At 65.2% G+C, this 14,972-nt stretch carries 12 protein-coding genes and 1 pseudogene; 3 read left to right on the top strand and 10 right to left on the bottom strand.

What is annotated here, in order from left to right; genetic code table 11:
- Positions 1-6: 6 nt before the first annotated feature.
- The 10 genes from ACFLIT_RS06390 to ACFLIT_RS06345 all read right to left on the bottom strand — a co-directional run bounded on the left by ACFLIT_RS06390 (position 7) and on the right by ACFLIT_RS06345 (position 12,122).
- A complete protein-coding gene (locus ACFLIT_RS06390) occupies positions 7-2,241 on the bottom strand; it encodes a GumC family protein (protein WP_479910375.1) in 2,235 nt (744 codons plus the stop codon).
- 35 nt (positions 2,242-2,276) lie between these two features.
- On the bottom strand, positions 2,277-3,578 hold the full coding sequence (locus tag ACFLIT_RS06385) for an outer membrane beta-barrel protein (protein WP_479910374.1): 1,302 nt from the start codon (positions 3,576-3,578) through the stop codon (positions 2,277-2,279).
- Positions 3,579-3,660: 82 nt separating this feature from the next.
- Entirely contained in the window at positions 3,661-4,203 is a 543-nt protein-coding gene (locus tag ACFLIT_RS06380; protein WP_479910373.1) for a hypothetical protein, read from the bottom strand.
- Positions 4,204-4,231: 28 nt separating this feature from the next.
- On the bottom strand, positions 4,232-4,789 hold the full coding sequence (locus tag ACFLIT_RS06375) for a polysaccharide biosynthesis/export family protein (RefSeq protein ID WP_479910372.1): 558 nt from the start codon (positions 4,787-4,789) through the stop codon (positions 4,232-4,234).
- 343 nt (positions 4,790-5,132) lie between these two features.
- A complete protein-coding gene (locus tag ACFLIT_RS06370; RefSeq protein ID WP_479910371.1) occupies positions 5,133-5,741 on the bottom strand; it encodes a hypothetical protein in 609 nt (202 codons plus the stop codon).
- A gap of 51 nt (positions 5,742-5,792) precedes the next feature.
- Complete coding sequence (locus ACFLIT_RS06365) at positions 5,793-6,497, bottom strand: transglutaminase-like cysteine peptidase (protein WP_479910370.1); 705 nt, start codon at positions 6,495-6,497, stop codon at positions 5,793-5,795.
- A 161-nt stretch (positions 6,498-6,658) separates the two neighbouring features.
- A complete protein-coding gene (locus ACFLIT_RS06360) occupies positions 6,659-7,765 on the bottom strand; it encodes a glycosyltransferase family 4 protein (RefSeq protein ID WP_479910369.1) in 1,107 nt (368 codons plus the stop codon).
- 81 nt (positions 7,766-7,846) lie between these two features.
- Positions 7,847-8,920: a glycosyltransferase family 4 protein gene (locus ACFLIT_RS06355; protein WP_479910751.1), complete on the bottom strand. Its 1,074-nt coding sequence runs from the start codon at positions 8,918-8,920 to the stop codon at positions 7,847-7,849.
- A gap of 205 nt (positions 8,921-9,125) precedes the next feature.
- Positions 9,126-10,475: an O-antigen ligase family protein gene (locus ACFLIT_RS06350; RefSeq protein WP_479910368.1), complete on the bottom strand. Its 1,350-nt coding sequence runs from the start codon at positions 10,473-10,475 to the stop codon at positions 9,126-9,128.
- A gap of 111 nt (positions 10,476-10,586) precedes the next feature.
- Positions 10,587-12,122, bottom strand: coding sequence for a lipopolysaccharide biosynthesis protein (locus tag ACFLIT_RS06345; RefSeq protein ID WP_479910367.1), 1,536 nt, complete (start codon positions 12,120-12,122; stop codon positions 10,587-10,589).
- Between the two features lie 138 nt (positions 12,123-12,260).
- Between ACFLIT_RS06345 and ACFLIT_RS06340 the strand changes: the two genes are divergently transcribed.
- The 3 genes and pseudogenes from ACFLIT_RS06340 to ACFLIT_RS06330 all read left to right on the top strand — a co-directional run.
- Complete coding sequence (locus ACFLIT_RS06340) at positions 12,261-13,352, top strand: endonuclease/exonuclease/phosphatase family protein (protein WP_479910366.1); 1,092 nt, start codon at positions 12,261-12,263, stop codon at positions 13,350-13,352.
- A 151-nt stretch (positions 13,353-13,503) separates the two neighbouring features.
- Complete coding sequence (locus ACFLIT_RS06335) at positions 13,504-14,595, top strand: acyltransferase family protein (RefSeq protein WP_479910365.1); 1,092 nt, start codon at positions 13,504-13,506, stop codon at positions 14,593-14,595.
- 114 nt (positions 14,596-14,709) lie between these two features.
- Positions 14,710-14,972: pseudogene (locus tag ACFLIT_RS06330) on the top strand (hypothetical protein); the annotation flags it as partial.

Below are 14,972 nucleotides of genomic sequence, written 5' to 3'. Positions count from 1 at the left end.
CGCCGCCTAAGTGTAGTAGGTCTTGTACTTGTCGTAGTAATAGCCGGCGTCTCCAAAGGCGGTGCGGCGCTGTTCCCGCATGTCGACCTGGGTCAGGGCGGCGCCGATGATGTTGGCGCCCACGGCCTGCAGGCTCTTCAGGGCGATGGCCGCCGCCTGGTGGGGAGTCTTCCGCCACCGCACCAGGAAAAGAACGCCGTCGATCTTGGTCGCCAGAACCCGGGTTTCAGCGATGGCCAGCACCGGGGCGGTGTCCAGAATGATCACCGAGAAGTGCCTGCGCAAATCCTCGATGACCTTGTCCATCTCAGGCCCGCCGAGCAGATCCGTGGCGACCTCGCGGTCGGCGCCCGAGCGTGCGAGGCGATAGGCGCTGGATTGGCTATCCTTGACGATGGCCTGCTGCAGGGTGGCGTCGCCCTCCAGAACTTCGCGCAGGCCGCTGACCGGTTGATCGGCGCTGGGCGCGTTCTTCGCGCGACGACGCAGGTCGCAGTCGACCAGCACAACCCGCTCGCCCGATTGAGCTATGCTGCGGGCCAGGCAAAGCGCGGTCGTGGTCTTGCCTTCGCCCGGAAGGGCCGAGGTGACGGCGATGACCTGGGCGGGGCGGCCTTCCTGGGTGAACTTCAGGTTCGCCGCCAAGCCGCGGAAGGCTTCGGCGAAGCTCGACAGCGGCTTTTCGATAATGAACGTCGCCGGCGAAAGATGCGATTTCCCCGACCGTTCATTGCTGGGCAGGGAGGCGAGGTCGGCCACGGCTCCGAGCGACGGGATCTTCAGGCGAGTCTCGAGATTGACCTCGCTGGTGATGCCGTTGTCGAAGAGCTCGGCGGCGATCACCACCAAGGCGGCGGCCAGAACGGCGGCGATCAGCCCACCGCCAAGATAAAGCGCAGGCTTCGGCGCGCTGGGCGCCTTGGGCGGAACAGCCAGGGCGCCGATCCGCGCTTCCGATTGCTCAATGCCCTGCTGGGCGGTCGTCTGTTTGAAACGATCGAGGAACGATTGATAGAGCGTGCGCGCCGATTCCGCGTTGCGCTCAAGTTCGTTGAGCTTCACCTGGGCCAAGGCGCCGGTGCTCAGGGCGCCGCGTTGAGCGCCGAGGCTGCCTTCAATCGACGCCGTGCGTTGGCGGGCGATCTGCACCTGGGCTTCTAGGTTCGACATGATGCGGCCGACTTCACCCTGAATCTGGGTGTCGATGTCGGCGAGCTGGCGCTGAGCGCGTTGAAGGTCCGGGTGGCGTTCGCCGTAGCGGCCTTGCAGGTCGACCACTTCACGGCTCGCCTGCGCACGTTGATCGCGCAGGCGGGTGATGACGGGCGAGCTCAAGGCGGCCCCGAGATCCTCGCCCAACTGACCACCGCGCATCTGCTGACGGGCGGCCGCCAGCCGCGCTTCCTGCTCGGCCTGGTCCGCACGCACGGTCGCCAGCTGCGAGCTGAGGCTGGAAATCTGCTGCTGGGTCAGGGTGTCGCCGCCCGAGCTGGCGAGCAGGCCGTTGGCCGCGCGGTATTGCTGAACCTGAGCCTCGGCGTTTTCGACCTGCGAGCGCAGGCCCGCCAGGCGCGAGTTCAGCCAGGCGCTGGCGCGCTGGGTCGCTTCGTACTTGGTGTCCAGCTGGCTGGCTAGATACTGCTCGGCGAAGGCGTTGGCGATGCGCGCGGCGTCGTTCGCCGACTCCGAGCTGTAGGTGATGTTGATTGCATAGGTCAGGCCCACGCGGCGGACGGTAAGATTCGTCAGCAGCTGACGGGCGATGCCCGCTTGAATCTGATCGCGCGTCGGGGGCGGCGCGGCGGGCGCCGAGCCGGCGACCAGCTTGCGGATCGCGTCCAGGGGCCCCGGCTTCTTCTCCGCGGGGCTGAACGCGGGGTCGTTGTCCAACGAGAGCGCCTTGACCACCCGGAGGGCGAGGACGGGCGAGCGGAGAACCTCGACCTCGGTATCGATGGTGGGGTTGTCACGGTTCGTTTCGGCCGTGACCTGCTCCATGTCGATGACCCGCTCGGAGCGGCCCTCGATCACGACTTGGCTGGTGGCCGAATAGGTTGGCTTGGCGGTGAACAGCGCGGCGACGGCAAGAGCGAAGATCGCAACGATGATAACCGCGATCAGCGGCGCACGACGGACGACCACCGACACGACTTGCCGAATATCAAGAGGCTCGTCGCGTAGCGGTGGGGCCAAGTTGGCCTCGGAGCGCGGGTAGTGAGCCGCGATGGTCTCGTCGGTCATGGTACGCCTGCAAGAAAAGTCAGTTTGAATATCATCTAGAAGCGGTATGCGAGGCCCGCCACAAGCGCGTTGACCGTATAGCTCCGGCCCGAATTCGCGCCTTCGGAATTCTGATCGTAGTGCCGATAAGCGAGGTTGAGGCCCACCGTCCGGCTAACCAGGTAGTTCGCGCCGACCGCCACACCCCAACGCTTATCGCGACGATCGATGCCGGCGTAGTCGTCGTCACCGTAGTTGGCGCTGGCGGTGAGGATGAGGTTGCGGAGCAGTTCGTAGTCGGCTTGCAGGATCGCCGAGGTATTAATGTAGCCCGCCGCGTCCGCCACCGGCGAGTCCTCGACCCCGCGCTCGAGCGTCGCGGTGACCGTGACCAGCTGGGTCGGGAAATATTCCACTCGGCCGCGAGCGGACATGCCGGTCACCGAAGCGAAGGGGGCGTCGTACTCCTGCTCGAGATAGCCGACACTCACCTCGCCGCGCGCCAAGCCGCCGAGATCGAAGTTCATGCCGACGGTGACGTCGTAGCCATCCGAACTACGGGCCGAGGCCACGACGCCCGAACCCTCGCGCTTGTTGGCGGCGGCGTTGACGAAGATGGAGGTGTCGGGGCTGACGGCGACTTCCGCCCGCGCCACGCCGTTGTAGATGTCGCGGTCACGGAAGGCTTGGGTCACGACGGCGCCCGTCGCGCGATCGCGATTGTCGTCGAAACGAACCGCGCGGTAATTGGCCTGGCCGCTGACGCGGATGCGTCCCGCGCTGCGCGTGGCGCCGATAAAGGTGGTCGTGGCTTCGAACCGGTTGGGGCTCGCCAGATCCAGACGCGCGCCCGACGAGACCCGGGATTCGGTCGTCTTTTCCGTCGAGACGCCGGCTTGGAACCCGCCCTCGCGGCTGACGTCGTAGCGGCCGGTGCCGCCGACGATCCAATCGGTCGCGCTTTCACGATCGTTGTCGAGGTAGTTCATCGAGTTCGCGCGCGCGAACCCGTTCAGGGCGTGCCGCCCCCAGTTCGAGCGCGCGACCAGCGACGGCTGAACGCGGACGATGACGTCATCCACTTCGTTCTGGTTCGTCGCGTAGATGTTGTCGTTGAGTTCCGTCTCGATGTTGACGGTCGGGCTGATCAGGTAGCCGCCCACCATCTTGGGAAGAGGCGAATACTCAGGCCGCGGACGCTGCCTGACGCCGACATTCCGTTGACGGGTGAAGACGCCTTCGCGGTAGGCGGTCTCGTCGAACGCCGCGACCTGCGCATGCGCAAAGACCGGAGCCATGACGGCGACCAGGGCGGCCGCCGCGAGCAAAGCGCCTTTACGAGTATCAGTCTTACGCATTCTGGATCCTATCTAGCGTTCGCATATTCGGACCCCACCTAATGGTTATTTCCTTATTTTTACTTTAGCCGGGGCTTAGGTTTCAGGAGCCGGTTCGGTAATCCGCCCCGCCGCTCACGCCCGCGAAGTTCGGGGCATCGAACAGCGGCGCCGGCGTCCCGCCCGTCGCGGCCACGGAAAGGCCGGCGGCGCAGGAGCCGAACTGGGTCTCGGGCTTGCCTTTACGGGCGGCCGCGATCTGAGCTTCGCTGTAGCAGGCCATGACGGTCGCCTCAACGCGAAGGCGCAGGGCGTCCAGCGCCGAGCGGCTCGGTCGCGTCGCGGCGGTCACGATGTTGAGAGCCTGCTGCACGGCCAGCGGGTTCAGGCCGCCGGCGATGATGGTGTTCTGCATCGCGTCGATGTGCTGGTCGCGAGCGGTGTCGAAATCCAGCTTCTGGGCCACCGCGCTCGCCGTCGATGTATCCAGGGTCTGCTGCAGCTGCTGTGCAAGGCCGGTCACGTCAGCGGCCGGTTGAACGCCCGTCGACGCAGCCTGGACCTGGGCGATGGCGGCCCCGGACCCGAGCGGAAGGATCGTCGCGACAACCGCGAGGGCGGTCAGGCCATTACGAAATTTGCTCATGATCATGCTTCCCACTTTTCCCACTGACCTAGAAATAGCGCTCGGCGATACGCACCGTGTCGCCTGGGCTAATGAAGGTGTTCGCGTCCAGCGGCATCTCGGTCTCGTTGGTGTCGTTTGGGCGTTTAATGAACACACGGCGCTGATCGGCGCGATAGGTAAAGCCGTTGGCGGTCGCCACGGCCTTGGCCACCGTCAGGCCGTAGGCATACGGATACTCTCCCGGCTTGTTGACCTCGCCCATGATGTAGAACGGGCGATAGGTCAGCACCTGGACGCTGACCCGCGGATCCTTGAGGTAGCCTTGCTTCAGAACGGCGGTCACCGCATCCTGAAGCTGCGTCGGCGTCAAGCCGACGGCCTTCACCTCGCCGATCAGCGGCAGGGGCACGGTGCCGGAGCTGGAAACGTCAAATTCACCCGTCAGCGAAGGTTCGTTGAAGGTAATTAACCGAATTTTGTCGCCCGCGCCCAGGTGATACTCGGGAGGCGTGATGGTCGGCTCGCCGATCGCCGCCGCGGACTGCATCGGCGCGCCGCCGCTGGCGCAGGCGGCCAGGGAGAGGCTGCCGACGGCGACAGCCATCGCGAGCCCCAAACGCCCCCAAGCGAACCCGTTCATGCAAACCCCCTTCGTCACACCTGGTCTCTTGCGCGCTGGTTAAGCTTGCCGGCGCCCGAACTATCCACGCGTTTTACCCGCACGGCAAACCGCGACTGAACGACTGACGGCCTCGCCGCGATAGTCGGCGAGACCTGACGGTCGTGGAAGATCGAGTTCATGGCACACCTGTGCCTATGGACAACAACCTTTTCCAGTCCTTTCGCTTGCTGCAAGAACTGCGCCTCTATCCGTATCGAATATGTCTCATTTTGGTCCCCCCCGCCGAGGCCTTGAAACAGGACCTCTCGATCACGGTGCGCGGTCCCTAGGGGACGGCGACCGGCCGGGGCGGCTGTCGTTCCAGCGAGGCGATCTTGAAGCTGAGCGCCATCTGTCCCGCAGGATTGACGAGCGAGATCAGCAGGGCTCGCATCGAGCGACGAAAGGCGGTTTCCCTCCACAGCCCGCCGATTTCATCCATGGCGGCGGCCCGCACCTCCGCGTCCGCCGACTCCCAGTGTTCGAGAATGAACTTCAACCGCCAGCTGGCGAACCGGACATCGATCGGCGCGAGCCGGTAGGATTGTTTCAGCGCATTGTTGGACGAGGGCGTAAGCCGGCCGGACGCGCCGGCCGTCTCGATGAACGCCAGGCGCAGCCAAGCCTCGGCGTGGCTCGGCGCCAACGAGAGTTCACGCTCGGTCGCGGCGCGGGCGGCGGCGTAGTCGGCCGGCCGATCGGCGAGCGCCTGATCCGCCAAGGCGGCGTAGGTTTGCGGCAGCGGCAGGACCCGCGCGAGAAGCCGGGCCGGGGGGGCTAGCGGCGACGTGCGAGCCGCGAACAGCGCGATGGCGGCCAGAAGGGTCGCGCCGGCCAGGGCCCGCGCAAACGATGGACCGACCGCGATGGGTGTCTTGATCAGCTTCAGCCTCATGGGCCAGCCTTAAGCGCTCGCCGAGGCGAGCGGCAAGCCCACGATCGCCGGCTAGGCGACCTTCGCCCAGTGACTGGCCTCGCCGTCCACCTGGCGTTGCAGCCAAGTGTAGCCGGTCTCGTTCCACGGCGTGATCCAGGGCGAAAGGCTGTCGAGCACATAATCGCCGGCCTGGGTCTCAATCAGCAGTACGGCGTGCACTTCGCCCCAAGGCGTGCGCGCGACGGCGATGTTCAGAGCTTCGGCCGGCACGCCGGCCTTGATCAGGGCTTCGCGCTTTTCGACAACGTAGTGTTTGCAGTTGCCCTTCACCCCGAGACCTTCGGTCAGCGGCATGGCCCAGTAGTCGGCGGCGCCGAACGCCTCGATGTCGCTGGCCGGGATGATCTTCTGGTTGATGGTGCGATTGATCTTGTCCAGCTTGCGCCAAAGGCTGTTGCTCATCGCGACGGCATGCTGGCCGGGGGCGACGCTGGCGTTCATCGGCGGGGCCTTGGCGGCGAAGGCCGTCGTCCAGTCGAAGCGGCCGGCGAGATTCTGAGACAGAGGGCGCAGCGCCTCTTCGCTGGACGCCGGCTGTTCATTCACCGGGCCCTTGCAGTGCGCCGGCAAGCGCAGGCAGAAATCGAGATAGCCAGCCGGCGGCGGCGCGACGCCGTAGGACGGCATGAGGCTGGGCGTCGCGGCCGAGGGGCGCGCGGCGGCGGGGCCGGCGAGGAGCGCCGACGCAAGGCCGATCGCAACCAGAAGGCCCATAGCGCTCAATGGCCGCGAAATGTTCGTGCCCATCACCATGGTTCCGCACAGTTAATCTGCACGAGAACGGTAGCAAGGGCTCCTTAATGCCGGTTCTACCGACGTGGTTTATTTAGTATTGCCCCGAGAGCACACGGAGGTCTCCCGCCCAGGAGGGAATATTAGGCGCCAATGGATTCGGCGATCTCCCGTTCGAAATTCTCGACCATCTGCTGGAGGGTGAAGCGACGGTTGACCAGAGCCTTCCCCGCCGCCCCGAGGCGCTCGCGTTCCGCGCGGTTCGCGGCGAGGTCTTCGATCGCGGCGTCCCAGGCGGTCTCATCCTGCAGGTCCGCGAGTTTCGCGCAGGCGACGCCGCCTTCGTCGACCACGGTCTCCCGTTGCATTGAGATATTGCTGGCGAGGCAGGGGAGACCGGCATGCATCGCTTCCAGAAGCGCGTTGCTCTGGCCTTCATAGAATGAGGCCTGCACGAAGACATCGGCGGCGGTCAGCAGTTCTCGCAAGGCCGGCTTGTCCAGGTAGCCCAGAAGCACGACACGTCCGGCGCAACTCTCGGCCTGGATCAGGGCGCGCAGTTCCGGCTCATCGCGGCCGTCGCCGGCGATATAGAGCTTGCCCTTTCCCACCGCGCAGAAACGCCGGATCAAGAACGCATAGTTCTTCTGCGGTTCGAGCCGGCCGACAGCCACGAAGGCCACGTCTTCGTCGGTCAGACCAAAAGCGGCGCGCGCCTTGCGCCGGTCGCCGCCGACATCGACCCACTCGATCCCGTTGTTCACCACGCGCAGGCGGTTTCGGTAGGCCAGCGGATAGTTCCAGAAGGAGTCCGCCACCGCCTGAGAGACGCACACGATCTTGGTGTAGACGCCAAGCGTTCCCGCCACCCGATCGAAGAACTGCATGGTGGCGCTGAACGTCGGTCCGGGTGTTCTCTGCGAGGCGATGCGCACCCGAACGCCGCATAACGCAGCGGCCAACGCCGACAGCACCGCCGCAAGCGGCAGGAAGCCGACGACCGCCTCGGGGCGCAGGGCGCGTATTTCCTGGATCAACCTGAAGAAAGCGACGGCGTAGTCCACGGCGGTTGGGCGCGTGGTGTGCACCATGACCCGCGCTTTGATGTCGGGTTCGGCCTCCGCGGGGTCGCCGTAGAGAAAGACGACCTCCACCTCGTGACCGCGTTCACGCAGCCTGCGAGCAAGACGTTGGAGCGCCACTTGGGCGCCACCCGTGTGGGTGAAGGAGGCGATGCCGAGAATGCGCATCAGGGGCGGTCCACCCGCAGGGGCGTGGGGAGCGGCGTCTGCAGATGGACCATGGTCAGGGTGATCAACTGGAGCCGTCCCTTAAGCCAGGGCCGCGCTGTAGATTTCTTCGATCCGGCGCGCATGGTTCGGCACCGAAAGGTCCCGCGCCGAAGCTTGTCCAGCCGCCGCGATGCGGGTCGCCAGGGCGGTGTCCGAAAGGACCCGACGCACGGTCGCAACCCAGGCGTCGATATCGCGCGGCGGCAGGAGAAAGCCGTTCTCGTTGTCTTTGATGACCTCGACGAGGCCGCCGTCCGTCGATGAAATGACCGGCGTTCCGATCGCCATCGCCTCAAGGATGTTGCGCGCCAGAGGTTCGCGCTCGGCCGGCGCCAGGATCACGTCGCACGCCGCCATCCATTCGAAAACGGGACGAACAAAGCCTGGAGCGATCAGGCGATCCTGCAGCCCATAGGCTTCCCGCTTCTCCTCGAAATCGGTATCGACCGGCTCGACCGGACCACCGCACGCCAGCCCGTAAACCGGGCGGCTATTTATCGGCGCGTCGATCGCCTTCAAGATATCGGCCAGGACGTGCGCGCGCTTGCGCTTGGTCAGGTTGCCGAAAACGCCGATGAGCGCGGCGTTCTGCGGCAGGCCGAGTTTAGTCCGGATCGACTGGCGCGCCTGTGCGCGCTGGTCCTCGTCCCAGAACGTCTCCAGGGCGTTGAACTCGACGACGGTCTTCTTCTGCAGCCAATTCGGCAGCACGTCCTTCGAATAGCCGGATACGGAGATGATCCGCTTGGCCGGCAACAGGCTGCCCGAGACCGAAGCGCTCGCCTTTCCGGCCGTGCGCCAGTGGGCGATCAAATGGCGGCCGGCGGCCAGGGTCGGCAGGGCCCAGGTGCGAAGGATCGTCATGTCGTTGGTGTGGACGATCTTCAGATCGTGCTGACGGATCGCCTTCCAGCAATGCGGAAACGCGGCAAGCTGCTCGGGTCGTGCGCGATCGGGGCGCGCATAGCCGCTGACCGACGAAAGGGCGGGCAAGATTTCGGTTTTGAGGCCGCGCGCGGCGGCTTCGTCATAGGCTCGGCCGGGCCCATGCGTGAGCACGACGACGTCGTGCCCCCGTTCGGTCAGGGCGCTCGCCATGATCAACGACGACATGTTGCTGCCGCCGAAGCGATCGCCCACGTAGGGAAAGCCAATCTTGTATCGGGTCACGCACACCGCCGCAGGTTAGGCCGCGCACTTTCGAGGCGGCGGTCCGACTCTAGCGTTATTGAGCGAACATTCAGCAACGGCGAGCCATGTCCCGCCGGACACACGGCGAGCCTTGAGCCTGAGATGCAAGCCGTCCGAAGCGTGTGTGTCATTGGGGCGATCCGACTTGCCTGTTGGCGATCTGGGGCTGCAGCCGCGACTGGCGGAGCGCGTGCGAGGCAGCGAACTGACGCGTCTTGGCCGCATAGCTGTAACGCCTTTCAAAATCAGCCGAATAGAGTGAAGCAAGCACGAAAAGAACCCATGCGGCGTCAGTATGCCGCAGGGCTACGGTTGCCGACATATTGTTGACGATGAATACAAAGGCGCAAACCATGAACACGGGCCAAACATAGCCTTTGGGGTCCCGGAGCGACGTCACGCTGAGGGCCGCCAAGGTCCGAAGCATGAAGAAGATCAACAGGGTGAGGCCCACCCAGCCCTGCTCGAGGAAGGTGTCCAGATAGCCGTTGTGGGCGTGCGCCGGCATGCGCGCCCAGCCGGGCAGATAGACGCGCAGTTTGTCCACGTCGGGTCCGAGCCAGAACGCCCGGTAGCCCGCCCCGAACCAGGGGTGCTCGTCGCCGGCCACCTGAATCGCGGCGTTCCAGAGGCTTGTGCGGCCGGAAAGCGTGGCGTCCCGCCCGAACGCCAGCATGAGATCGTTGAAGGTCAGGAAGCCAACGGCGCCCAGCAAGGCGACCAGGGCGACGACGATCATGATCCGCAGCGACACCGACAGACGGTCCGTGCGCAGGAATCTCACGGCAAGGCTGGCGGCGCCGCCCCAGATCACCAGCAGCCAACTCGCGCGGGACTGGGTCATGATGCAGAAAGCCGCCGTGCAGACGATGGTCGTCAGTCTCACGAGGTGCATCATCTTGCCGGTGGGCTTGTAGAGAAGCGCGACGAAGATGGCGATCGCGCACACCCGTCCCGCCACGGCCTTGTGGCCGTAGACCCCGAACCAGGCCCCCGCGTTAACCCGCCCCGAGGTGACGCCGATTCCGGGCGCGACGATACAGATGATCAGGCTGGCGCAGATGCCGATGCAGAAAGCGACCAGGAGTCTGCTGAGGAACTCGTGAGCCGTGTATCGGGTGATGATGTAGAAGCAGAACACCATGGTCAGGGTGTGCGCCACGGCGCGCCGGAAGACCGGGCCGATGTCGGAGCTCCAGAGCACCGAAAGCAATGAAAGTATGATGATGGCTGCCAGTTCTGGTCGTCTTGCCAGAAGGCGTATAGCGGTCGGTATTCTAGGAAAGAACAATACTGCGGCGACCGCGTAGACGACAATGGCGCAATACAGGCGGGCGGGATTGCTGTCTCCCAGCTCTATCTCTCCGCGGCCCACCGGATAAAGGATTGGCGTGAGTGCGTCCGAGATCAACAGAAGCGCGAAGATCACGAATATATATTCGGCGATCTGGAAGAGCTTCCCGCGTGAAATCACCATCGGTTATGATCCGTCAGCTCCTGAGGGGCGCGCATCGCGCAATCCCATGATCACCGGTCGCAGGAAGGCGAGCTATCACGCAAGGCCTTCCCATTCGCTTACATATGCGGCCTAGCGAGACGCCGCGGATCCGAACAGCCGCAGCAGCACCTTCGTCACCGGCTTGGGCAACATGCCTTCGCTGGATTGCAGAATGCCGCGCATGAACGGCCTGCCGACCGTGAGCATGAGGCCGCAGTATAGGAAAACGCCTGAGGCGCCCATGAGGCAAAGGCGTGGCAGTCGGTCCCAACCGTCCAGCAGCCATGCTCTCATTCCCAGCAGGCTCAGCGCCATGAACACGGCCGCGCCCAGCGGGGGGGCGACGCCGGCCAGGAGCTCGCGGGCGGTCAAGCCGAGTTCTTTCTTGAGTTGATGGAACGACTCGGGGAGCGACACATAGCGCCGTGAAGTGTCCCCGACCGCGGCGGCCAACGGCCCCATGGTGGACAGGCCCCCCACCAGGACCGCGCCCGCCGCGAGCTTGATCGCCTCGGTCTTCAGGCCCGAGCGCGGACGGCCGACGCTCTGCATGGCGGGCTGAAAGAATTGCATCAGGGTATTGGCCACAACGGCCAGGGCCAGCACCGACATGACGGCGCTGGCGGCGGCCCATTTCTCGCCAAAGCCGACAGCGATGAAGTCCTGTGCGATCACGCCTCCACCGAGAAACGCAGGGAAGGTGAACAGCCCGCAGAGCTGCGTGAACCGTTTGTAGGCCCGGGCGACGGCTTCACGGCCGTCGATCCGCGAGAACGCGGAGAGCGTGACGGTCTGTATGGGGGCGATGAAGGTCTGGGTCAGGAAGTTCATGCTGCGCGATCCCACCCGATAGAGGCCCAGCACGCTCGCGCCCGCCACCAGTCCGATCAGCAGTTCGGGGAGGCGAGAGTTCATCTGCCCGACGATGCGGTTGGCCACGACGCTCGCCCCGAAGCCGAGCAAGGGGCGAACCTCGCCGCGCGTGAGGTGGAATCTCGGCTGAAAGGGTGTTGCGTTCCAGATTACGAGGGTCTGCACGGCGGAGGTCACCACGCGGCTGATGACGAGAGCCCAAACCCCAAGCCCGGCGAGGGCGCAACCGACGCCGACGACTCCGCCGATTAGGGAGGCGATGATCGTGCGGCCCGCCATGAGCTTGTACTGAAAGTCTCGCCGAAGCCGGGCTTCCTGCACGGAGCGAACGGCGTCGATGAGCAAGGTCGCCGACAGCGCCAGGAACACCAGGGGGAAGGTGAGGTGATGCGTGAAGGCGATGAGTCCGCCGGCGATCAGGCCGGCGACGGAGACGAACGCGATTGAAGCGATGATGTTCAGCCAGAAGGCGGTGTTTGCGGCGCCGTCGTTCCAGTCTTTTCGTTGGATCAACGCTTCAGGTATGCCGCCGAGCATGACCCCGCGGCTCAGGTCGATGAACAGCGCCGCGAACGCCACCATCCCGAAATCCGCGGGCTGCAGCAGGCGCGCGAGGATGACGAAGATGACGAACGCGGCGCCTTGCGTCCCGAGCGCGGCGATCAGGGCCCAGATCGAGGCCTTCGCGAGCATCGGCTTGATGGACGCGCGATCGTTCGGCTTGGCTGCCTTCGGGGGCGCCTCCTCGTCCATGACTGTCACTCGTTCTGATCGCGCCTGCGCGCCCCGCCGCGCACGCGGGCTGGAGCTATCACAGCGGCGATACCGCACCAAGAGCAGACGCTCTCTCAACAAAGTTAAGGCCTAGGCTGTGAAGAAGACGATAAGTTCGTGGCGCGACGCTATGCTGCTTTCGACAGTTCATTCGGCGAAGGCGCGGTGAAGCCCGTTTCTCCTTTCAACCACGGCCGGGCTTGGGGGCGGGCGGGGCGAGGCGCCGAAAGGCTGGCGCTGGCGTGCGCCGCGGTGGGCCTGTTGTCCCTGGGCGGGGCCGTCTCCGGCTATCTCGACGTTCTGACGCATCTTCTTCCGATCTGGGCCGGAGCGGGCGTGGCGGCGGGGGGGCTGGCGATTGTCTCGACGATGGCGGGAGGCGGCGGAGCGCGCCGTATCGGCTGGCCGGCGGCGGCGATGGTGACGATAGCCGCTTGCGCCGGGGCCCTGGCGGGTCCCGACGTTCTGGCCGCCCGTCCGGCGCCCGTTCGCGACGGGGCCATGGCTCGGCTCCGCCTCGTGCAACTGAATGTCTGGAAGCATAATCGCGATCTCGACGAGACGGCCGACTGGGTGCTCGCCCAGCATCCGGATGTGATCGTCGTCGAGGAAGCCTTCTCGCAAAATCTTCCCTTGGTGCGGCGGCTTCGAAAGGCCCTGCCGTACCGCGTGACCTGCACGTCTCCCGAACCGTGCTCGACCACGATCCTCACGCGGCGGCCGCCCCTTGAGCACGGCGGACTGAAATCGCGCGCCTCCAGGGCCCCCCTCGCCGGCGCCTGGGCGACCTATCCCGCCGCCGCCGGTTCGTTCTCCGTCGTCGCCGTCCAGTTGCCGTGGCCTGTGCCCCCCAGTGCGCAGACGGATCGGGCCAGGCAGCTGGTGGCGGTCGCTCGGGGGCTTGCCGCGCCGGATTTGATCGTCCTGGGGGACTTCAACTCCACGCCCTGGTCCTTTTTTCTCCGGCGGCTGGATCGCGAGCTTGGCTTGACGCGCGTCACTCGGGGCCTTCCCACCTGGCCTGCGCGCGGCTTTCTCCTGACGCCCCGGTCGTTCGCCTTCATGCCGATCGATCAGGTCTATGTCGGGTGCAACTGGCGCGCGGTAAAGGTTCGGCGCGGCGCTCGCGTCGGTTCGGATCACTATCCTGTCGTCGTCGACCTGGAGCGGCCCGCGGATGGCCGCCGGGGCGGCGGCGTCTGCCCCTAGGCCCTCTTCGTGATCCCCGCCCCGGTTCTACTGGCGAACCGGCGTTCACTTTGGCGCCAATCTGGCGTTAGGTCCCGGTGACTGCCCCGAAATGGGACGGTCGGTCGCTCGAAAGCAACCGCGCGACGCGGACGTGACCCCCGGGGGGCGTATGCGAATTTCTCAATTGGATACCGTCCGGGCTCTCGCCATCGGCGCGGTGATCTTCGAGCACTATGGCGGGCGGACGCTGAACAAGCTTTTCCCCATGGGCGCCGGTTCGCTCGGCGTGGGGCTTTTCTTCTGCCTCAGCGGTTTCCTGATCACGACCTCGCTGCTGACGGAGTTCGATGCGCCCAACACCAGCCGCAGGCAGGTCTGGCTCAATTTCTACGTCCGCCGGCTGCTGCGGCTGGCGCCGGCCTACTACGGCTGGATTCTGATCCTGGTGGTGCTCGGCATAGAGCCGATCGCTTCGTCGTGGCCATGGCATGCGGCCTACCTCAGCAATGTGTGGAACAGTCTGGGCCACCCGATGGTGGATTTCTGGAGCCTGGCGGTCGAGGAGCAGTTCTATGTGCTCTGGCCGTTCGTCATCGCCTTCACGCCGCGACGCTGGCTGCCGCTGGCGATCCTCATGTCGACCGTTATCGGAAGCGTGGTGTTCAAGGCTGGCGCGGCCGTCGCCGGGGTGGATTCGAATGCCATTCAGACGTTGCTGTTCAGCAACACCACGGAGCTGGGATCCGGCGCGCTTCTGGCGGTCGCCTGCTGCCGAAATGGGAAGCCATACGACTTCTCTTGGTACTCGGAGCGCAAGGCGCTGTTCAACGTGACGGCGGCGGTGGCATTCGCCACCGCCACGCTGGCGTGGTTTACGGTCTCGACTGATGGCCCCTACCGCTATTTCTTTAACGATATGACCTGCTCGGTCCTCTTCCTTTGGGTTATCATTAACGCTTCGGTAGGCTTCAAAGGTTTCCTCGGCAAAGTATTTGACAATAGTTTCCTCCAGTATGTGGGGCGTGTCAGCTATGGCCTGTACTTGACCCACAATTTCGTTCCCGACATACTCACGAAGTATTTTGGCGAATTGCCTAAAATCATCCTTGGGCCGTCTTCTCTGGTCCTCAGTTTCTTGATTTGTTCCCTGTCCTGGCGGTATTTCGAGCAGCCTATCTTGCGTCTCAAGGACCGTTTCCGCCCTCGGCTTCCCCGTGCGGTAACCACGCCGAGTCTCGCGCCCGAGCCCCGGAGTTCATAAGGGGCGTTGCACGAAATCTGCAGGCGGGGCGGCGTCTGCCCCCGGGGGCAGATCAGTTTGAGACATGTGGTTCGCGCCGCCCGGCTTAGGGGGCGGCGTTCTGGAGGCTTCTAGATGCCGGACGATTCCCCCGCGCCCTACGATCTTCTCCGCGGGGGCACGACGACTCCGTTGTTGGTGGATCTGGCGCTGGCCGACCAGACCCTGGCGGACGGGACGCATCTGGTCGGGGTGACGCGGATCAACTTCGAGGGCGGCGAGGGGGCGGATACCGTCCTCGGCGGCGCCTACGCCGACACTCTGATCGGCAACGGCGGGGCGGACTCGCTGTCGGGCGGGGGCGGCGCGGACGTGCTGGTCGGAGCGGCGGGCGACAC

Source organism: Caulobacter sp. HJHS_5 (genome assembly GCF_056683955.1).
The sequence above is the reverse complement of the archived record's forward strand: the minus strand, read 5'-3'. Positions and strand labels throughout refer to the sequence as shown.